The 20,067-nt window shown below is 55.1% G+C and carries 17 protein-coding genes; 12 read left to right on the top strand and 5 right to left on the bottom strand.

The annotated features are described in order from the left end of the window. Positions 1-2 precede the first annotated feature (2 nt). The 8 genes from sdhA (at position 3) to ACNKU7_RS12505 (ending at position 11,419) form a co-directional block, all read left to right on the top strand. Positions 3-1,775, top strand: coding sequence for a succinate dehydrogenase flavoprotein subunit (sdhA, locus tag ACNKU7_RS12470; protein WP_418297318.1), 1,773 nt, complete (start codon positions 3-5; stop codon positions 1,773-1,775). Positions 1,776-1,793: 18 nt separating this feature from the next. Continuing rightward, positions 1,794-2,498 carry a succinate dehydrogenase iron-sulfur subunit gene (locus tag ACNKU7_RS12475; protein WP_418297319.1) on the top strand — a complete coding sequence of 235 codons (705 nt, stop codon included), beginning with the start codon at positions 1,794-1,796 and terminating at the stop codon, positions 2,496-2,498. A gap of 168 nt (positions 2,499-2,666) precedes the next feature. Next, the gene (locus ACNKU7_RS12480) at positions 2,667-5,492 is read left to right on the top strand and encodes a 2-oxoglutarate dehydrogenase E1 component (RefSeq protein WP_418297320.1); all 2,826 of its coding nucleotides are present in this window, start codon (positions 2,667-2,669) and stop codon (positions 5,490-5,492) included. Positions 5,493-5,533: 41 nt separating this feature from the next. Further along, positions 5,534-6,733 (top strand): 2-oxoglutarate dehydrogenase complex dihydrolipoyllysine-residue succinyltransferase, encoded by a 1,200-nt coding sequence (gene odhB / locus ACNKU7_RS12485; RefSeq protein ID WP_418297321.1) that lies wholly within the window; start codon positions 5,534-5,536, stop codon positions 6,731-6,733. A gap of 60 nt (positions 6,734-6,793) precedes the next feature. Further along, complete coding sequence (lpdA, locus tag ACNKU7_RS12490; protein WP_418297322.1) at positions 6,794-8,236, top strand: dihydrolipoyl dehydrogenase; 1,443 nt, start codon at positions 6,794-6,796, stop codon at positions 8,234-8,236. Between the two features lie 151 nt (positions 8,237-8,387). Further along, positions 8,388-9,554 carry an ADP-forming succinate--CoA ligase subunit beta gene (gene sucC / locus ACNKU7_RS12495; RefSeq protein ID WP_418297323.1) on the top strand — a complete coding sequence of 389 codons (1,167 nt, stop codon included), beginning with the start codon at positions 8,388-8,390 and terminating at the stop codon, positions 9,552-9,554. Between the two features lie 2 nt (positions 9,555-9,556). Next, positions 9,557-10,429, top strand: coding sequence for a succinate--CoA ligase subunit alpha (sucD, locus tag ACNKU7_RS12500; RefSeq protein ID WP_418297324.1), 873 nt, complete (start codon positions 9,557-9,559; stop codon positions 10,427-10,429). Positions 10,430-10,555: 126 nt separating this feature from the next. After that, positions 10,556-11,419, top strand: a complete 864-nt coding sequence (locus ACNKU7_RS12505) for a crotonase/enoyl-CoA hydratase family protein (RefSeq protein WP_418297325.1) — start codon at positions 10,556-10,558, stop codon at positions 11,417-11,419. 7 nt (positions 11,420-11,426) lie between these two features. On the opposite strand, the gene ACNKU7_RS12510 is transcribed toward ACNKU7_RS12505, so the two are convergent. Further along, complete coding sequence (locus ACNKU7_RS12510; RefSeq protein WP_418297326.1) at positions 11,427-11,672, bottom strand: hypothetical protein; 246 nt, start codon at positions 11,670-11,672, stop codon at positions 11,427-11,429. 473 nt (positions 11,673-12,145) lie between these two features. Here ACNKU7_RS12510 and ACNKU7_RS12515 point away from each other — a divergent pair, with 473 nt between their 5' ends. The 4 genes from ACNKU7_RS12515 to ACNKU7_RS12530 all read left to right on the top strand — a co-directional run bounded on the left by ACNKU7_RS12515 (position 12,146) and on the right by ACNKU7_RS12530 (position 16,179). Then, positions 12,146-12,712, top strand: coding sequence for a hypothetical protein (locus ACNKU7_RS12515; RefSeq protein WP_418297327.1), 567 nt, complete (start codon positions 12,146-12,148; stop codon positions 12,710-12,712). A 177-nt stretch (positions 12,713-12,889) separates the two neighbouring features. Further along, the gene (locus ACNKU7_RS12520) at positions 12,890-13,279 is read left to right on the top strand and encodes a DUF7878 domain-containing protein (RefSeq protein ID WP_418297328.1); all 390 of its coding nucleotides are present in this window, start codon (positions 12,890-12,892) and stop codon (positions 13,277-13,279) included. A gap of 1,133 nt (positions 13,280-14,412) precedes the next feature. Then, a complete protein-coding gene (locus tag ACNKU7_RS12525; protein WP_418297329.1) occupies positions 14,413-14,946 on the top strand; it encodes a DinB family protein in 534 nt (177 codons plus the stop codon). A gap of 1,047 nt (positions 14,947-15,993) precedes the next feature. Next, positions 15,994-16,179 carry a hypothetical protein gene (locus ACNKU7_RS12530; protein WP_418297330.1) on the top strand — a complete coding sequence of 62 codons (186 nt, stop codon included), beginning with the start codon at positions 15,994-15,996 and terminating at the stop codon, positions 16,177-16,179. 504 nt (positions 16,180-16,683) lie between these two features. Here the strand turns inward: ACNKU7_RS12530 and phnE are convergent. The 4 genes from phnE to ACNKU7_RS12550 are packed head-to-tail and all read right to left on the bottom strand — an operon-like array spanning position 16,684 to position 20,060. Then, on the bottom strand, positions 16,684-17,487 hold the full coding sequence (gene phnE / locus ACNKU7_RS12535; RefSeq protein WP_418297331.1) for a phosphonate ABC transporter, permease protein PhnE: 804 nt from the start codon (positions 17,485-17,487) through the stop codon (positions 16,684-16,686). Beyond that, positions 17,484-18,344 (bottom strand): PhnE/PtxC family ABC transporter permease, encoded by an 861-nt coding sequence (locus ACNKU7_RS12540; protein WP_418297332.1) that lies wholly within the window; start codon positions 18,342-18,344, stop codon positions 17,484-17,486. Before ACNKU7_RS12540 ends, phnE begins: the two co-directional genes overlap by 4 nt. Before the next feature lie 4 nt (positions 18,345-18,348). Next, positions 18,349-19,182: a phosphonate ABC transporter ATP-binding protein gene (locus ACNKU7_RS12545; protein WP_418297333.1), complete on the bottom strand. Its 834-nt coding sequence runs from the start codon at positions 19,180-19,182 to the stop codon at positions 18,349-18,351. Next, entirely contained in the window at positions 19,179-20,060 is an 882-nt protein-coding gene (locus ACNKU7_RS12550) for a putative selenate ABC transporter substrate-binding protein (RefSeq protein ID WP_418297334.1), read from the bottom strand. The genes ACNKU7_RS12545 and ACNKU7_RS12550 overlap by 4 nt, the downstream gene beginning before the upstream one ends. Positions 20,061-20,067 lie beyond the last annotated feature (7 nt).

The following is a 20,067-nucleotide window of genomic DNA, read 5'->3' on the forward strand; positions in this document are numbered from 1 at the left end:
AAATGTCGAATATGCGAACTATTACCTTTGACGGTATCGTAATTGGCGGCGGCGGTGCGGGTATGCGCGCCGCGCTGCAGATGGCCCAGTCCGGTTTCAAGACTGCGGTAATCACCAAGGTATTCCCGACGCGCTCGCACACCGTATCCGCCCAGGGCGGTATCACCTGTGCGATCGCCAGTGCTGACCCCAATGATGATTGGCGTTGGCACATGTATGACACCGTAAAAGGCTCCGACTATATCGGTGACCAGGACGCCATCGAGTACATGTGCTCTGTGGGTCCGGAGGCGGTGTTCGAGCTCGAACATATGGGTCTGCCTTTCTCCCGTACTGAGGAAGGCCGTATCTACCAGCGCCCGTTCGGTGGCCAGTCCAAGGACTTCGGTCGCGGCGGCCAGGCGGCCCGTACCTGTGCGGCGGCTGACCGTACCGGTCACGCGCTGCTGCACACCCTTTACCAGAACAACGTCAAGCACAACACCGTATTCCTGAACGAATGGTTCGCGGTTGACCTGGTGAAGAACCAGGACGGTGCGGTTGTAGGTGTGATCGCCCTCAATATTGAAGATGGCGAAGTCGTATTCGTGAAGTCCAAGGCCACCGTATTCGCCACTGGCGGCGCGGGCCGGATCTTCGCCTCTACCACCAACGCGCACATCAACACCGGTGACGGTGTGGGCATGGCCCTGCGTGCCGGCTTCCCGGTGCAGGACATCGAGATGTGGCAGTTCCACCCCACCGGTATCGCCGGTGCCGGTGTACTGGTAACTGAAGGTTGCCGCGGCGAAGGCGGCTACCTGATCAACAAAGACGGCGAGCGCTTCATGGAGCGTTATGCGCCGAACGCCAAAGACCTGGCCTCCCGCGACGTAGTGGCCCGCTCCATGGTACTGGAAATCCTCGACGGCCGCGGTGCCGGCCCGAATGGTGACCATGTATTCCTGAAGCTGGATCACCTGGGCGAGGAAGTGCTGCACAGCCGCCTGCCGGGCATCTGTGAGCTGGCCAAGACCTTTGCCCACGTGGATCCGGTGAACGCACCGATCCCGGTAGTGCCGACCTGTCACTATATGATGGGTGGTATCCCGACCAACGTTCACGGCCAGGCCCTGACCCAGGACGCTTCCGGTAACGACCAGATCATCGACGGCTTCTACGCCTGTGGTGAAGTGGCTTGTGTATCCGTACACGGCGCCAACCGCCTCGGTGGTAACTCGCTGCTGGATCTCGTGGTCTTCGGTCGCGCCTCTGGCCTGTTCATCGAGAAGGCCCTGCGCGAAGGCATCGAAAACCGCGAAGCTTCCGAATCCGATATCGAAGCTGCAATGGCGCGCCTGAACCGCCTCGAAACCACCAACGATGGTGAATCGGCGGCCAGCCTGCGCACCGAACTGCAGAACGTGATGCAGAACCACTTCGGTGTATTCCGTCGCGGCGACTACATGGCTGAAGGCGTCAAGAAGCTGGAAAGCCTGCGCGAGCGCATCGCAAATGTGCGTCTGGATGACAAATCCCGTGCGTTCAATACCGCGCGCATCGAAGCGCTGGAACTGCAAAACCTGCTGGAAGTGGCGGAAGCCACCGCGATCGCTGCCGAAGTGCGCACCGAGAGCCGCGGCGCCCACGCCCGCGAAGACTTCCAGGAGCGCGACGACGAGAACTGGCTGTGCCACTCCATGTTTTACCCGGGCGAGAAGCGCGTCGGCAAGCGCGCAGTGAACTTTGCGCCGAAGACCGTCGACACCTTCGAGCCGAAAGCGCGTACTTACTAATTCGGGAGCGGAAGCAATATGTTGAAAGTGAGCGTTTACCGTTACAACCCGGACACTGATTCTGCACCGTACATGCAGGATTACGAGCTGGACACCCAGGGCAAAGACCTGATGGTGCTGGACGTACTTGAGCTGCTCAAGGCTCAGGATCCGACTCTGGCGTTCCGTCGCTCCTGTCGTGAAGGTGTGTGTGGTTCCGACGGCATGAACATCTCCGGCAAGAACGGCCTGGCGTGTATCAAGCCGATCTCCGAAGCGGCGCCGAAAGGCAAGCTGGTACTGCGCCCGCTGCCGGGCCTGCCGGTTATCCGCGACCTGGTTGTGGATATGGAGCAGTTCTACACCCAGTACAAGAAAATCGAACCGTTCCTGCAGAACAGCTCGCCAGCTCCGGCGATCGAGCGTCTGCAGTCTCCGGAAGAGCGTGAAAAGCTGGACGGCCTGTACGAGTGTATTCTCTGCGCCTGCTGCTCCACTGCTTGCCCGTCCTTCTGGTGGAACCCGGACAAGTTCATCGGTCCGGCCGGTCTCCTGCAGGCTTACCGCTTCCTGGCGGACAGCCGCGATACCGCTACCGATGAGCGACTCAGCAAACTGGATGATCCCTTCAGCGTATTCCGTTGTCACGGTATCCAGAACTGTGTGAACGTTTGCCCCAAAGGTCTTAACCCGACCCGGGCCATCGGCCACATTCGCAACATGCTGATCACCCGCGCGGTATAGGTTGCTGGTTTAGCAGCCATAAATAATCACAATTAGGCCGACACTGATACAGCTGTCAGGCTTATACGAAAGAGGGGAGGTGTCTTTTTGGCGCCTCCCCTTTTGTGAGTGAAAAGACAGGAAAGAGCGGCGCAGCAGGGGAGGCGCCGACAATCGAGGTAGGCATTAATGCACGAAAGTACAATGGAGGAGCTCTGGCGCACTTCGCACATTTCTGGTGGTAACGCCGGTTACGTGGAAGAGCTGTACGAGACCTATCTGCACGATCCCAATGGCGTCTCGGAAGAGTGGCGCAATTACTTCGACAGCTTGCCCCGCGTAAACGGCGGCGATGTGTCACATGCGGCCATTCGTCAGCATTTTGAGCTGATGGCCAAGAATCGTACCCGCCCGTTGTCCGCCCCCGGCGCCGGCTCTGTCAATATTGAGCACGAGCGCAAGCAGATCAAGGTTCTGCAACTGATCAGCTCCTACCGCCACCGTGGCCACAAGAAAGCCAAGCTCGACCCGCTTGGTTTGATGGCGCGCGAGCAGGTACCGGATCTGCAGTTGAATTACCACGGCCTGACCGAAGGCGATTTCGACACCACCTTCCAGACTGGCGACCTGTTCTTCGGCAATGGCGAAGCCACCCTGCGTGAAATTGTCGAAGGCCTGGAAAAAACCTACTGCGGCAACCTCGGCGCCGAGATCATGCACCTGTCCAACCTGGACGAGCAGCAGTGGTTCCAGCAGCGCCTCGAGCGCAGCCAGTCCAAGCCGAATTACGGTAACGATATCCGCATCGAGATCCTGCAGCGCCTGTCTGCTGCGGAAGGCCTCGAGCGCCACCTGGACTCCAAGTACCCGGGTACCAAGCGTTTCGGCGTGGAAGGCGGTGAGAGCCTGATTCCGCTGATGGACGCACTGATCCGTCGCTCCGGTACCTACTCGGTGAAAGAAATCGTGATCGGCATGGCCCACCGTGGCCGCCTGAACACGCTGGTGAACATCCTGGGTAAAAACCCTGCGGATCTGTTCGAAGAATTCGAGGGCAAGAAAACCCTGGATACTTCTGGTGACGTTAAGTACCACCAGGGCTTCTCTTCCAACGTGATGACGCCCGGTGGCGAAGTGCACCTGGCGCTGGCGTTTAACCCGTCCCACCTGGAAATCTGCGCGCCAGTGGTGGTCGGCTCCGTGCGCGCGCGCCAGGATCGCCGCAACGACAGCACCGGCGAGAAGGTAATGCCAATCAATATCCACGGCGACGCGGCGTTTGCCGGTCAGGGTGTGGTGCAGGAAACCCTGCAGATGTCCCAGACCCGTGGCTACTACACTGGTGGCTCCATCCATATCGTGCTGAACAACCAGGTGGGCTTTACCACCAGCAAGCGCGAGGACGCCCGTTCCACTGAGTACTGTACCGACGTCGCGAAGATGATCGATGCCCCGGTGCTGCACGTGAACGGCGACGACCCGGAAGCCGTGGTTCTGGCCGGCCTGCTGGCAGTGGATTACCGCTACGAGTTCAAGAAAGACATCGTCATCGACCTGGTGTGTTACCGCCGTCGCGGTCACAACGAGACCGACGATCCGTCCGGCACCCAGCCACTGATGTACCAGGCCATTCGCAAGCAGAAGACCACCCGTACCCTGTACGCGGAAAAGCTGATTGCGGAAGGTGTGGTTGATAAAGCCGAGGCCGACAAGCTGGCGAACGACTACCGCGACAAGCTGGATCGCGGCGAAGACGTGGCCACCGGCCTGGTTAAAGAGCCGGATTCCTCCATGTTTGTGGATTGGCGCCCGTACCTGAACCACGAGTGGACCGCGGAAGGTGACACCAGCTTCGAAATGACCAAGCTGAAAGATGTTGCCAACCGTATGACCACGGTTCCCGACGGCATCGTCCTGCAGCGTCAGGTCGCCAAGATTTACGAAGACCGACGCAAAATGGCCGGTGGCGGCCTGCCCCTGAACTGGGGCATGGCGGAAACCCTGGCGTACGGCACCCTGCTGGAGCAGGGCTACATGGTGCGCTTCACCGGTGAGGACGTGGGTCGCGGTACCTTCTCGCACCGCCACGCCGTACTGCACAGCCAGAAAGACGGTCAAACCTACGTACCGCTGCAGCACATGTACGAGGGCCAGCCGCGTTTCGATATGTACGACTCGCTGCTGTCTGAAGAAGCCGTACTGGCCTTTGAATACGGTTACGCGACCACCACCCCGAAATCCCTGGTGGTGTGGGAAGCCCAGTTCGGCGACTTCGCCAACGGCGCCCAGGTTGTGATCGACCAGTTCATCACCTCCGGTGAGCACAAGTGGGGCCGTATGTGTGGCCTGGTCATGCTGTTGCCGCACGGCTATGAAGGTCAGGGCCCGGAGCACTCCTCTGCGCGCCTCGAGCGCTTCATGCAGCTGTGTGCGGAACACAATATCCAGGTGTGTAACGCCACCACCCCGGCACAGATCTTCCACCTGCTGCGTCGCCAGGCGATCCGCCCGATGCGCCGCCCGCTGGTGATCATGAGCCCGAAGTGGATCCTGCGTCACAAGCTCGCGACCTCCAGCCTGGACGAGCTGGCCACGGGCCAGTTCCAGAACGTGATTCAGGATGACGGCGTGGATCCTGCCAAGGTGAAGCGACTCATCATCTGCTCCGGCAAGGTCTACTACCATCTGCTGGAAGCGCGCATGGAGCGCGAACAGGACGATGTGGCGTTTGTACGTCTTGAGCAGCTTTACCCCTTCCCGGACGACGAGTTCCTGGCTGCGGTTTCCGCATTCAAGAACATCAAGAGCGTCGCCTGGTGCCAGGAAGAGCCGATGAACCAGGGTGCGTGGTACTCCAGCCAGCATCACCTGCGCCGTCTGCTGAACGAGGCACACCCGAAACTGGAGCTGGAATATGTTGGCCGCGCGGCCTCCGCTGCACCGGCAGCGGGTTACATGTCCACGCACCTGGAAGAACAGAATACGTTCATCAATGAGGCGCTGACTGTCAAATAAGGCAGCAGTACAACGAAGAGCAATCTCAGGAAACAGGAACAATGACCATCGAGATTAAAGCGCCAACTTTCCCGGAATCCGTTCAGGATGGCACCGTTGCCACCTGGCACAAGCAACCGGGCGAAGCCGTGTCCCGCGATGAACTGATCGTGGATATTGAAACTGACAAAGTTGTGCTGGAAGTCGTTGCACCGGCAGACGGCGCCATCAGTGAAATTATCAAGGGCGAGGGCGACACCGTTCTCTCCAATGAAGTGATCGCTATTTTTGAAGAGGGTGCGGGCGCTAGCGCTGGTGCTTCTTCTGAAGCGGCTCCGGCTCCGGCCGAAGAAGCTGCGGCTCCGGCCGCTGGCGGCGAGAAAATCGCCATGCCTTCCGCCAAGAAAATGGCGGCAGAAAAGGGCGTTGACCTGGCGGGCGTTGAAGGCTCTGGCAAGGGCGGTCGCGTACTGAAAGAAGACGTGATGAAAGCCGGTTCTGCGCCGGCTGGAGTGGCCGCTCCGGCTGCTGCCGCACAGGTTGAAGTAGCCGCCGGTGAGCGCGTTGAAAAACGTGTGCCGATGACCCGTATGCGCAAGCGCATCGCGGAGCGCCTGCTGGACGCTTCCCAGTCCACTGCCATGCTCACTACCTTCAACGAAGTGAACATGAAGCCGATCATGGATCTGCGCGCAAACTACAAAGACCTGTTCGAGAAGACCCACAACGGCACCCGCCTGGGCTTCATGGGCTTCTTCGTAAAAGCGGCGACCGAAGCGCTGAAGCGTTACACCGCGGTGAATGCGTCCATCGATGGCAACGACATCGTGTACCACGGTTACCAGGATATCGGTGTGGCGGTTTCCTCCCCGAAAGGCCTGGTAGTGCCGGTACTGCGTAACGCCGAACACATGGGCCTGGCGGATATCGAAAACAACATCCGCGATATGGGTCTGCGTGCCCGCGACGGCAAGCTGACCATTGAGGAGATGACCGGTGGTACCTTCACCATCACCAACGGTGGTGTATTCGGTTCCCTGCTGTCTACCCCGATCCTGAACCCGCCGCAGACTGCAATCCTGGGTATGCACAAGATCCAGGAGCGCCCGATGGCGGTTAACGGCAAGGTTGAGATCCTGCCGATGATGTACCTGGCTCTGTCTTACGATCACCGCCTGATCGACGGTAAAGAAGCCGTTGGTTTCCTGGTTGCGATCAAGGAAATGATCGAAGACCCGGCGCGCATCCTGCTGGAAGTCTAATAATTCAGGGGCCCCCGGGGCCCCTCTCGCACACTGAATTCACCAAATTTGGAACAGACCATGTCCGAAAAATTTGACGTAATCGTTATCGGCTCAGGCCCCGGTGGTTATGTAGCCGCAATCCGCGCAGCGCAGCTGGGTCTGAAGACTGCCTGTGTTGAAAAATGGGTGAACAAAGAAGGCAAGACCGTCAACGGCGGTACCTGTCTGAACGTCGGTTGTATCCCTTCCAAGGCGCTGCTGGACAGCTCCTGGAAATACCACGAAGCAAAAGACGCTCTTGAAGTTCACGGCATCGAAACCGGCAAGGTTAAGATCGACGTCAAGAAAATGATCGAGCGCAAAGAAGGCGTTGTTAAGCAGATGTCTGGCGGTATCGCCGGTCTGTTTATGGCCAACAAAGTGACCTCCATCCAGGGCACTGGCAAACTGCTGGCCGGCAAGAAAGTGGAAGTGACCGATAAAGACGGCAACACCACCGTATATGAAGCCGACAACGTGATCCTGGCTTCCGGCTCTCTTCCGGTGAACATCCCGCCGGCACCGGTAGACAACAAGATCATCGTCGATTCCACCGGTGCGCTGGAATTCACCGAAGTGCCCAAGCGCCTCGGCGTGATCGGTGCTGGTGTTATCGGCCTCGAACTGGGTTCTGTATGGGGCCGCCTGGGTGCCGATGTTGTGGTACTGGAGGCACTGGACAACTTCCTGTCGATCATGGATCAGCAGATCGCCAAGGAATCCCAGAAGATTTTCAAAAAGCAGGGCCTTGATATCCGCCTGTCCTGTCGCGTAACCGGCACTGAAGTCAAAGGCAAGGAAGTTGTTGTTACCTACCAGGACAAGGAAGGTAAAGAGCAGCAAGAGACTTTTGACAAACTCATCGTGTGCGTTGGCCGTCGTCCGTTTACCGAAGGCCTGCTGTCTGAAGACGCCGGCGTTAAGCTGGACGAGCGCGGCTTCATCTACGTCAATGACCTGTGCATGACTTCTGCACCGGGCGTTTGGGCGGTAGGCGACGTGGTACGCGGCCCGATGCTGGCACACAAGGCCTCTGAAGAAGGTGTTGTGGTTGCAGAGCGCATCGCCGGCCAGAAGCCGATGATGAACTACGACGTGATCCCGAACGTGATCTACACCCACCCGGAAATCGCCGCGGTAGGTCGTACCGAAGAGCAGGTGAAAGCCGATGGCGAACCCTACAACGTAGGTGTGTTCCCGTTTTTGGCCTCCGGCCGTGCGGTAGCTGCGAACGAGACCGGCGGTATGGTGAAGATCATCGCCCACGCAGAAACCGACCGCGTACTCGGCGCCCACATTGTTGGCCCGTCTGCAGCCGATCTGGTGCAGCAGGTAGCGATCGCCATGGAATTCGGTTCCAGCGCGGAAGACATCGGTATGACCGTATTCGGTCACCCGACCCTGTCTGAAACCGTGAAGGAAGCGGCACTGGCAGTAAACGGCCACGCGATTCACATCGCCAACCGTAAAAAGCGCAAGTAAGCGACCCATTGTGTCGGGGCGGCAAACAACTGCCGCCCCGGTTTCATTTCAGGAACCAGGTTTTGTAATGAAGCATTATCGGGTTTCTGTCTAAAGGTGCAGAGCAATCTGCAATTGGTAAACACATTTCAAATGTGAATTGGTATTGACTATGAACTTGCATGAGTATCAGGGCAAACAACTGTTTGCAGCATACGGATTGCCGGTTTCCAAAGGCATCGCAGCGGAAACCCCGGCAGCAGCAGCAGCGGCAGCAGACGAAATCGGCGGAGACAAGTGGGTTGTTAAGGCCCAGGTACACGCCGGTGGCCGCGGTAAAGCGGGCGGCGTAAAGCTGGTGGACTCCAAGGCCGAGATTGAAGAATTTGCCAAGAAGTGGCTGGGTAACAACCTGGTAACTTATCAGACAGACGAAAAAGGTCAGCCGGTTTCCCGTATTCTGGTAGAGAGCTGCACCGACATCGACCAGGAACTGTACCTGGGCGCGGTTCTTGACCGTGCTACCCGTCGTATCGTTTTCATGGCCTCCACCGAAGGCGGCGTTGAGATCGAAAAGGTAGCGGAAGAGACTCCGGAAAAAATCCTGAAAGCCATCATCGATCCGCTGGTAGGCGCTCAGCCTTACCAGGCGCGTGAACTGGCATTCAAACTGGGCCTCGAAGGCGACCAGATCAAGCAGTTCACCAAGATCTTCCTGGGCCTGGCCAAGATGTTCAAAGAGAAAGATCTGGCCCTGCTGGAAATCAACCCGCTGGTAATCACCCCAGAGAAGAACCTGCACTGCCTGGACGCCAAGATCGTGATCGACAGCAACGCGCTGTACCGTCACCCGGACCTGCGTGAAATGCACGACCCGTCTCAGGAAGACGCCCGTGAAGCACACGCTGCCAAGTGGGACCTCAATTATGTAGCTCTCGATGGCAACATCGGCTGCATGGTGAACGGTGCCGGCCTGGCCATGGGTACCATGGACATCGTGAACCTGCACGGCGGCAAGCCGGCCAACTTCCTGGACGTTGGCGGCGGCGCAACCAAAGAGCGCGTGATCGAAGCGTTCAAGATCATCCTGTCTGACGAAAACGTGAAGGCAGTACTGATCAATATCTTCGGCGGTATCGTGCGCTGCGACATGATCGCAGAAGGCGTTATCGGCGCGGTTAAAGAAGTAGGCGTAAAAGTACCGGTAGTTGTTCGCCTCGAAGGTAACAACGCTGACCTGGGTGCCAAAGTACTGAGCGAAAGCGGCCTGAACATCATCGCAGCTACCAGCCTGACCGATGCTGCTCAGCAGGTAGTAAAAGCCGCGGAGGGTAAATAATCATGTCCGTACTGATTAACAAAGACACCAAAGTAATCTGCCAGGGCTTCACCGGCTCCCAGGGTACTTTCCACTCCGAGCAAGCGATTGCTTACGGCACCAAAATGGTTGGTGGTGTAACTCCGGGTAAAGGTGGCCAGACCCACCTGGGCCTGCCGGTATTCGACACCGTGAAAGAAGCGGTTGAAGCGACCGGTGCAGAAGCGTCCGTAATTTACGTTCCGGCGCCTTTCTGTAAGGATTCCATCCTGGAAGCTGCAAACGGCGGCATCAAGCTGATCGTGTGCATCACCGAAGGCATTCCTACCATGGACATGCTGGACGCCAAGGTTAAGTGCGACGAGCTGGGTGTACGCCTGATCGGCCCGAACTGCCCGGGCGTGATCACTCCCGGTGAGTGCAAAATCGGCATCATGCCGGGTCACATCCACATGCCGGGTAAAGTGGGCATCGTTTCCCGCTCTGGCACCCTGACCTATGAAGCGGTTAAGCAGACTACCGACTACGGCTTCGGCCAGTCTACCTGCGTGGGCATCGGTGGCGACCCCATCCCGGGCTCCAACTTCATCGACATCCTGGAAATGTTCCAGAATGACCCGCAGACCGAAGCGATCGTAATGATCGGTGAGATCGGCGGTTCCGCTGAAGAAGAAGCGGCTGCTTACATCAAAGCAAACGTCACCAAGCCGGTGGTTTCCTACATCGCTGGTGTAACCGCTCCTCCCGGCAAGCGCATGGGCCACGCTGGTGCAATCATCTCTGGCGGTAAAGGCACTGCAGACGAGAAGTTTGCTGCGCTGGAAGACGCAGGTGTGAAGACCGTTCGCTCCCTGGCGGAAATCGGTAACGCACTGAAGGAAGTAACCGGCTGGTAAGCCGTCGGTTATTTGCCTATCAAAAGAGCGGGTCTCGTAAGGGGCCCGCTTTTTTTTTGCCTTGGGCAGCTGCATTATCTATCTTCAGGCAGCAAAAAATCCAATGAGTAGAAGGGGAGAGCCGCTTTGAGTACCGATGGAACCCAGTTCGAATATTCCTGTTTTAACGTGTCGATTAGCGACCATATTGCCCATGTGCAGCTTTCGCGCCCTGAGCAGATGAACACAATGAACAAGGCATTCTGGAAAGAATTGCCGAGCCTGATCGACAAAATCGACAGTCAATCACTCGCTCGGGTCATCGTGATTTCCTCCACTGGCAAGCATTTTTCCGCAGGTATGGATCTCTCTGTATTTTCCGATCCCAATGCGGTTCCGATGAGAGGGGATCCTGCCCGTATGGCGGAGAACCTGCGCCGTGTTGTGATGCAGCTGCAGGACAGCGTGAGTTCGCTGGAGAAAGCCAGAATCCCTGTGCTAGTGGCGATCCACGGAGGCTGTGTTGGCGGTGCCCTGGATATGGTGTGTGCGGCGGATTGCCGCTATGCAACACAGGATGCGTTTTTCACCATCAAGGAGACGGAGCTGGGTATGACGGCGGACGTCGGTACCCTGCAGCGCTTCCCCAAACTGGTTTCGCAGGGCATGGTGCGTGAACTCGCTTACACTGGGCGTAAATTCACCGCCAGTGAGGCTGAGGCCATGGGGCTTGTCAACAAGGTGTTTCCAGACCAGGAAGCACTCATCGCCGGCGTGATGGAGATTGCCGCACGGATTTCAGGAAACTCACCACTGGCAGTGGTCGGCTGTAAGGAAATGCTGAATTACAGTCGGGATCACTCGGTGCAGGATAGCCTGAGCTATATGGCCACGTGGCAGTCCGGCATGTTTCGCCAGGAAGATATGATGAAATCATTTGTCGCCAAATCACAGAAAACCCAGCCCGAGTTCGATGAGGTTTGGCCTGTGTCCCCATTGTTTGAACTGTAAAAGCGGCTTACATCAAGGAAAATGCCATCAGGAGTTGGTTTGCGACATCGCTGGCGTAGCCGCGCCTCCCGGCAAGCACATGGCCTACGCCGGTGCAATCATCTCTGGTGTAGGCAGGGCAGACTAGAAGTCTTCCGCGCGGGAAGACGCTGGCGCTGAAATCGTCCTTCTCGTGGTAAAAATCGGCAATACGTAAAAACGTAACCGGCTGTTGAGCAGCGTTTGCTTCTGAGAATTTAAAAGCTGCCTTCACGCAGCTTTTTTTATTCCTGAATATACCGCTTTCGAAACTGATCTAGATCGGAACTTGATCAAACCGTATATGCTTTGTTCGCTAACGCACGTCACTAGCCTGATTCAGAAGCCTATGGCTCGTGTGCACGGAATGGGATAGGCTAAATAACTGATATATATAGATTTGGTCTGTTAACAAAGAGCCAGCCAATAGCTGAAAACAAAAGCCACAGGCTTCCTTTACTCGAGGCTCGAATGACGTTTGAATCGGTAGGTTATTGGTTTTTAAAAGCTTTCTTGGTTGAGTAGGTTTTTTCGCCAATAAACCAAAGCCAGATGAGCACAAGCTCATGGCGTATGAATAAAGCTGTTATGGTGCCGGTCGGTAAAAATATTATTCGTATCGCTGAAAGTTTTGCACACAGTTTTGGCATCCAGCATTTGGCTTTTTGCCACGGCACATCCAAGTAGTTTCGTTCCTATAGCGTTCGCTTGGGTTCAGTAAAAAATGACAATTCCGCTGCAGTATCGCGGAGTGCCAATAAGATAAAAACAGGTCGGGGAAAGTTCGGTATTCTTTCCTCGTTTTATTCGGGCAGTGGCCAGCCAAGTCGTGGCTGGCAGCGTGCCGGTAAGCGGGTCCGCAGCGCGGCCAGCCATAACCAGGCGCTGCAGGGGACGGCTTACTTTGTGCACCTTTTGCGCAGGTCGCTTCGCTCCCATTTTTGCGCAAAATGCGCCCAAAGCAAGCCGCCCCTGAGCGCGGCGTTATGTGGATTTGCTACCGTGATCTATAAAAAATTTAATAACGAGATATCTATAAAACTCACTGAAGGACACTTGATAGTTCTTTGGGATCTGCTTTCCAGTAAGCTTTCTGGAAAACCTTTGAATGTAGAGTTTTCTAAAGTAGAAAAGAGGGTTATATGGGCTCTAGCGGATCTGTGTGAGGTCGAACTAGAGCGTCTGGGCTGGAGTGAGTATCCCGAAGAGTGGGAAGCTACCGTTAGGAAAGCAAGAATGTACTGTCAGGATTTGCCTGCAGATTTTCTAAGTTAATTTGTTAGCAGCACACATAACAAGGCCGGGCAGCTTGCTCCAGGCCTGCGGCCCTCCGCGGGACAGCTTACCTTGTGCACATTTTGCGCAGGTCGCTGCGCCCGTATTTTTGCGCAAAATGTGCACAAGGTAAGCTGCCCCTGCCGGCGGCGTTAGGCGGCATGGAAAGCAAATTGCGTGATTGAACTTCTGACGGAAAATTTCGAAATCGATCCCCATGGGCTGAAAATTCAGAAGTGGTGGCAAGCGCTGATAAATATTCAGGCGACCTTCGTGCTCAAAGTGAATGGTGAGAAAATCCTCGAAGAACCTAGCTGGTGTGTCGTTGAAATGGCACAAGCATTGAAAATGTGGGAGTTGCAGTCAAATTGGCGAACCGATTTCAGCTACGAATCGATGGATGAGGATGAGCCGGAACTACTGTGGTTTCGAAGAACATCCGATGAAACGTGGCATGTTGGCTCTGCGTGGCAAATTTCACCAGCAAATTCTCAAGTTTCTACAGAACAACTGCGGAATGCTGTTGATCAGTATTGCGGTCAAGTTGAAAGGTCTGTTGCGCGATAATTAGGGGTGAACCTCCGTAAGTTCAGTGAGTTTTCCGCCTAACAAGCGGCTGTTATCGCTCCTTCGGGGCTGGGGCCGCGTTAGGGTAAGGTCGAGATCCGCAAGCTTTAAATAAGTTGAATAATTTAGTTATTTCAATGAATGGGTTTATTCTCAAAAAATTGGCGTTTCTGGTCAGTGGGTGTAAGTGTCTTACTTGTACCAGTTCTTTTTTTGGCGTCATTGGTGTCTGATGAAACACCAGACCAATTCATGTATATGATGCCGACGGTGTCACTAGTCGCAGAATTTCAGGGAGTTTTGGTCGCAGGGTTTGTGTTGCTCCTATTAAAAATCTGGCCTCCCAGGTAAGTCGTCTGCACACCCTGATAATCACAGGAAATGAAGCTCCGGACCTTCGGGTCTCAGCGGGATATTGCACCTTATGCGCGTTTTGTGCGGGTCGCTGTGCACTAATTTTCGCGCAATACACGCACAAGGTTAAAGGTTCCTGCTGTGGGTGTTAACTGCCATGGACGATACCAGTGAAGTTTGAAATATCGAGTAGTCTTAATCTTAACTCTGATGACGTTAATGCGCTTCTTACTATGAGTGGAGTGAATGCTGAGCTAAGTCCTCTCGTTCGTATGACGGCTCCTGTCGCCTGGTCGAGCAAACCGATTTTCGAATGGCCTGAAGGGCAGGCACTGTTTGCAAGCTGGATACTTCTGTTCGGCATTTTCCCGGTAGATAGACATAAGTTCTTTTTTAAAAAGGTCGATCGTCAGTGTGGCTTTATCGAAGAGTCCAGTTCTTTGACTAACAGGTTTTGGCGACACCATCGGAATCTCGACAGAAGCGGTACATCGTGCCGGATTACAGATACTGTCGAATTCCATTGCAGGTTGCCTTTTTTGACATGTGTTCTCACTCCTGTTTATCGGTTCATCTTCAAACACCGGCACAAAGTTCTTAGGTCAAGATACGGTGATAGCAACCGTTAACAAGCCAAAATGCTTTAACCATGAATAAGGCTAAGTTTCAGAATTTTTAGTCGTGGTGTTGGCGTGGTCGCTTTTGGTCAGCGTATTACTCCCACTAATGGATAGATGCCAGAAACTGCGAACTCTATAACAGATTAAGAAAATAAAAATATGGAAATTTTTCAATTGATGGCCGACTACAATCAGTGGATGAATGAAAAAGTATACTCATCGGCTCTAAAATTGAATGATAACGAACTCATTCAGGATAGAGGTGCATATTTCGGTTCGGTTTTAGGAACACTTAATCATATTTTGGTCGGGGATATCATTTGGCTGAAGCGTTTCTCCGGTCATGCAAAGACATTTTCATCTCTGGAGTATCTTCGAGGACGTGACTTACCTGGTTCGCTAGCAGAAACAATTCATCAGGATCTCGCAAGTTTGAGGAGTGAGAGAAGCATGGTTGATGAGATAATAATCAATTTCACCCGGGAGCTAACTGAGCAAGATTCGGCTTCTTTACTTACGTATTCGAATATGAGAGGAGAGTATTCCACTAAGAATCTTGGCTTTCTGGTGCAGCACTTATTTAACCATCAAACACACCACAGAGGCCAAATAAGTACATTGCTGAGTCAGTTTGGCCTGGATATTGGGGTTACTGATTTGCTTATGTGTATTCCGAGTGCGCCCCGGTTATAACATTGCGAGGTATTTCGTTCCGGCTCTTTACGTCTTCACAGGCCATCTTACTTTTGCACTTTATGTTTATGCCGTTTCGCTCATATTTTCCTGGAAAAATCCTACTGGTCAGGCTTGCGAGGCTTTGCTCAGATATTGGGTGGGCAGTGTGCTTCGTCCGGTGTGCTAGCCCACTCCTGGCCCTTGTTTGAATAGCCTGATCCAAACTCGCTGCTCGTCGGTCGAATACCTACTGAAGATTAGCATGACCTCACTGCCGCTCTTGACGGATACAGTCGGGACAGAATTTCCAAAGTTACTTTAGGCGTGCGCTTGGCTGTCCCATACCTGCATGATCACATACGGCACAGCCGTGTCTGTCTCATACGTCAACCAGGCTGCAATGGCATGGCATTGTCATGCAGTGCCTAGGTGCGAAGGCCGCCAAAGCCCGGAGAGGGGGTGGGCGAGGCGATCATAGATCACACTCCTCCATTGGGTGTTTTTTAACGTAAAAACTCGTGAGGAATCTCCCTGCTAAAAGATAAGAGGTGAGAATTATCGAGGCTTATCTGGTTTCGTTGATTATTTGCATGCAGCCGGTTTTTTTTGTCACTCTATATTGGGGCTTTCGGTTTTGTATCTGAATGGCTTGTGTGCGCTTTGTCTTTTATTGCGCCACGTTTTTTGCGACTTAATATCGATTTTCTTCAAGCTCGGGTCGTGGGGGTTTGGCTCTATTTGGCTAGTGCGTTTTTTCAATTTATTTTGTCAGATGTGGCAATCACCTTGGTTTTTATAGCGTGCCTGTTTCTATAAAATGGTTTTTATGCCACTTTTATCTTTTATTTCGAATGGGTTGCTTTCAAAGGGTCATTTTTAGTGGCAAATTTAAGTGGTTTTATGCGGGCGGGTTTTTGAGGCCTTCTTGGCTGTATATCCTTGCTTGTCCTTTGATGCTTATTTCGGATCCTCGTTTTCTAAATTGGACGAGCGTTTGCTTAGTTTTATCGGGAAAGCTTGTTTGAGCTCCGTTTTAATCTGTCCCGTGGAAACATGGAGGTTTTTATGGCGGCTTTATTGTTGATGGGGAAGGTTGTAGGTTCGGTTTTATTGTCGCTTGTGTTGATAGTTGGTTCAATTAAGGCCAATCGGAATTGGCACGTTCCTGCGAATCGCCCAATGGTCGAGTTTGCTACTGGGTTTGTCCTTTTTTTTATTGGCGTTGCAGGAATTTTTTATATCTGGAATTGAGGCGCTGTTATCGCACAGATGTTTTACGTGTGTTGATTTTATATCCGGACTTCTTTGTCAGGCTTGGGAGCGGCATTTCGGTTGAAACTCTTTCGAATCACTGCTCTTTAATATTAAGTGAGCTTCCGGTTCTCTTTAGTGGGGAAGTAATTTTTGCAGGTATTTCGAGTAGAATTAATTCACCGGGTTCCTTTTCTATCCTTTCTTTAAATTTTATTGTCGCTGCCAAATGTACTTATTGCCCTCATTTTGGCAGAAGTATCTTTATTCAGATTCTCTCTTATCGTATGAGGTTCTGTTCTTTAGGGTGGTTCCGAAGTCGAATACGAACGGAACCAAGTGGCTTGGCATATCGATATTACTTATCGGTAGTTAATGCGCTGTGGGGTTCAACGGCAACGCACTCATTCTGTTATCGGATATTGCCGCCTAGACGGGACACTTGGCGGCACCCTGCCTGGTAACCCCCTCGTGGGACAGGCACGTTCCGCCATTGGGCCGCTGTTACTGCTTACGTAGCCAATTACTGAAGCTATCGACCAACAGTACCATCAATAGCATGGCAATCAGCACGGTTGCAGCCTGGGCCTGCTGAAACAGGCTAAGGTGGACGTACAGCATTTGCCCCAGCCCTCCAGCACCGACAAAGCCAAGCACGGAAGACATACGGATGTTGTTTTCCCAGCGGTACAGGGTGTACGCGGTGAGCTGTGGCCACAGCAGTGGGAGTGTTCCGTAGCAGAAGGCACTGACGCGACTGCCGCCCGAGATTCGTATCCCTTGGGCAGGTTCGCTCGGGGCATTTTCCAGGGCTTCGGCGAAGAGTCGCCCGAGTACACCGGTGGTGTGCAGGGCGAGCGCGAGGGTACCGGCATTGGGACCGAGGCCTGCAGCCAGTACCATCAGCGCGGCCCATACCAGCTCGGGGACTGCGCGCAGCATATTCAATAATCCGCTTGCCAGGTATTTTGCACCGCGGCCAAATCCTCCGGCTGCCGGCAGTGCGATGAACAAGCCTGTGACCGCGGCGAGCAGGGTGCCGGCAATGGACATGGCCAGTGTTTCCAGTGCACCCCGCCCGACGGTGATCAGGTGTGTGGATGAGACATCGGGGGGAAAGAATTCAAGCAGGTAAGCACCCATATGGTGCAGGGTGCCGGCTTCCATCAGCCCGCCAAAACCCAGAGCCAAATAGCGGAAGGCGGTTGCGGTAATGAGCAGTATCGCGATCACTGGTAAAACAATGCCTGTGATCGCGGGGCGCTTTAGTCTGTCTTTTTCATTGTCTTTTTCATTGGTAATACTCATCCCAAACGCTCCCGCAGCCACCGGCTGATGGTATCCGCTGCCAGCACCAGCAGCAGGAACACCAGCAAAATGGTGACCACCTCGCTGCCCGCAAACATGCGCAGGGAGAGCTCCAGTTGCTGTCCCAGGCCGCCGGCACCGACAAACCCCATGACCACGGAGGCACGCAGTGCACACTCCCACCGGTAAATGGTGTAGGAAACCAGTTCCTGTGCTGCATTCGGCAACATGCCGTAGGTGAACGCGCTCAGTCGCGATGCGCCGGCGCCCAGCAGCGCCTGGGCAGGGCGACCGTCGACGGATTCGAATATTTCGGTGTAGACCTTGCCGAGCATGCCGCTGTAACAGATCGCGATAGCCAGTACGCCGGCCGTTGGCCCCAGACCCACGCCGCGCACAAACAACAGTGCCCAGACGATTTCCGGCACGCTACGCAGTACGATCAGCAGTGTGCGAACCGGCCAGCGCAGGCTGCGCCCGACAAAGGATGGTTTGCCATTTCGTTCGCTCGCGGATCGTGACAGTGCGCGGGTGGCCACCAGTGAGGTAATCGCCGCAAGCGGTAGCGCCAGTGTGATCCCCGCGATGGCAATGGCGATGGTTTCCAGTGTGGCGCCAGCCACAAGCTGCAGGAAGTAAGCGGAATGGGCCGGGGGCCAGGCGTCACTGAACAGGGAAGACATGGCGCGGGTGCTGTCGCTGTCGAACAGCACTCCTGGATCGAGTTCGCTGAAATGCAGTCCGGGCCAAACCAGCAACAGCACCAGCAGGGTCAGCAGCAGGCGGCCGGTTGCGGCTGGGTCCCGACGCGGAATCGGTATAGGCTTGCTGGTGGTTGTAGTGCTGATGTATTCCACTTTGTCAGCACCGGGGGATCTGAATCGCGTGGTGGCGATCGGCTGCGGCTGCTGTGCTTGGATGCAGTTGGCTGTTGGCATAGAGCTGCTGCAACTCTTCACTGGATAGGGCACTCGCGGCTTTATCAAACATCACCTCACCGTCACGCAGACCGATTACCCTGGGAAAGTAGCGCAGTGCCATCTCCAGATTGTGCAGGCTTACGATCAGGGTGGAGTTCCGTTCCTGCGAAAACCCGCTCAGCAGTGCGAGGGTATGTTCTGCGAGCACGGGATCCATGGCGGACACCGGCTCGTCGGCCAGTAACAGTTCCGGTGCCTGGTACAAGGCGCGGGCGATGGCGGCCCGTTGCAGCTGTCCGCCGGACAGCGCTTCGCAGCGGGCAAAGATTTTTTCGGTGAGATCCAGCTGTTCCAGGGTGTGCGCAACGCCCGGAATATCCAGCGGATAGACAAGGTTGAGCAGGCATTTCCACTGCGGCCACTGTCCTGTGCGACCGGCGCTGACCGCAGTCACCACCCGCTGGCGCGGTGGCAGTGGTGGCGACTGCTGGATCAGACCGATACGCGCGCGCAAGCGTTTACGGGCGCCTGCACTCAATGTCCAGGGGTTGCTGTGGAGAACATCGAGTTTACCGGCACTGGGCTGCTGCGCAGTGGCGAGCAGGCGCAGCAGTGTGGATTTACCGGCGCCAGAGGGGCCGATAACCGCGACCCGCTCGCCACGCGCAATACTGAGCTGGATGTTTTTGAGGCCGCCAGCTCGCTCATCCTTGACTGGATCGAGCTTGCTGTCGGCCGGATAGCGCACCCACAACCCGTGCAGGTTTACGCTCACTTCAGCAGGCCTACAGCGCGGGCGGCATCCTCAATGGACTGATAATTTTCCGGCGCAGTTTCGATAAAGCGATCGGCAGCCTGCAAGTCGAGGATGGCTTTGTGCTCGGGGTTGGATGGATCCAGGTTGAGGAAGGCCGCTTTGATTTTTGCTGCAAGTGCGGGATCTAAACCCCCGCGCACCGTCCAGTTGTAGTCGTAGTAGGGTGGCGTGGTGACGAGTACGCGCACCTTGTCCGTATCCACTTTGCCGCTGGCGACGAGCTTGTCCCACACTGCGGCATTCAGAACGCCCGCATCGGCCTTGCCTGCCTGTACCCAGGCCGCAGTAGCATCGTGGGCACCGGAGTAGGCGACACGACTAAAAAAGTTCTCGGGCTTGATCCCTTCCTTGTCCATAAAGTATCGGGGCATCAGGCTGCCGGACGTGGAGGAGATGGAGCCGAAAACAAAGCTTTTGCCCCTGAGATCCTGCAGGGAGGTGACCGCGGGATCGGCGGTGATGAATTTACTGGTGAACTGGCGATCCTTTTCCCGCTGCACCAGCGGAATGGCGTTGCCGGTTTTCAGGCGCGCCTGCACGAAGGTGAAGCCGCCCAGCCAGGCCAGGTCGACCTTGTCGGCCGCGAGGCCCTCCACCACGGCGGCGTAATCAGTGACGGGGAAAAACTGCACCTTCATCCCGAGCTGCTGTTCCAGATAGCTGCCCAGCGGCTGGAATTTGCGCAGCAGTTCGGTGGGTGCCTCGTCCGGAATGGCGGATACGCGCAGGACTTTTTGTTGATTGCCGTTTTGTTCTTCCGCCGCCGCAAATGTGCCGAGCAACAGGGTGAGGGGCAGCAGGCACAGGGCGGCCAGTGCCTTGGCGTTTTTGAACATGCGAGTT

It is taken from the genome of Microbulbifer weihaiensis, assembly GCF_048323715.1.
Lineage (GTDB): Bacteria > Pseudomonadota > Gammaproteobacteria > Pseudomonadales > Cellvibrionaceae > Microbulbifer.

Excerpts from the sequence above, each read along its gene's own strand:
- phnE (WP_418297331.1), bottom strand. The coding sequence starts at position 17,487 with ATGAGTATTACCAATGAAAAAGACAATGAAAAAGACAGACTAAAGCGC.
- ACNKU7_RS12530 (WP_418297330.1), top strand. The coding sequence starts at position 15,994 with ATGGCGGCTTTATTGTTGATGGGGAAGGTTGTAGGTTCGGTTTTATTG.
- lpdA (WP_418297322.1), top strand. The coding sequence starts at position 6,794 with ATGTCCGAAAAATTTGACGTAATCGTTATCGGCTCAGGCCCCGGTGGT.
- ACNKU7_RS12550 (WP_418297334.1), bottom strand. The coding sequence starts at position 20,060 with ATGTTCAAAAACGCCAAGGCACTGGCCGCCCTGTGCCTGCTGCCCCTC.
- odhB (WP_418297321.1), top strand. The coding sequence starts at position 5,534 with ATGACCATCGAGATTAAAGCGCCAACTTTCCCGGAATCCGTTCAGGAT.
- ACNKU7_RS12480 (WP_418297320.1), top strand. The coding sequence starts at position 2,667 with ATGCACGAAAGTACAATGGAGGAGCTCTGGCGCACTTCGCACATTTCT.
- sdhA (WP_418297318.1), top strand. The coding sequence starts at position 3 with ATGTCGAATATGCGAACTATTACCTTTGACGGTATCGTAATTGGCGGC.
- ACNKU7_RS12525 (WP_418297329.1), top strand. The coding sequence starts at position 14,413 with ATGGAAATTTTTCAATTGATGGCCGACTACAATCAGTGGATGAATGAA.
- ACNKU7_RS12475 (WP_418297319.1), top strand. The coding sequence starts at position 1,794 with ATGTTGAAAGTGAGCGTTTACCGTTACAACCCGGACACTGATTCTGCA.
- sucD (WP_418297324.1), top strand. The coding sequence starts at position 9,557 with ATGTCCGTACTGATTAACAAAGACACCAAAGTAATCTGCCAGGGCTTC.
- sucC (WP_418297323.1), top strand. The coding sequence starts at position 8,388 with ATGAACTTGCATGAGTATCAGGGCAAACAACTGTTTGCAGCATACGGA.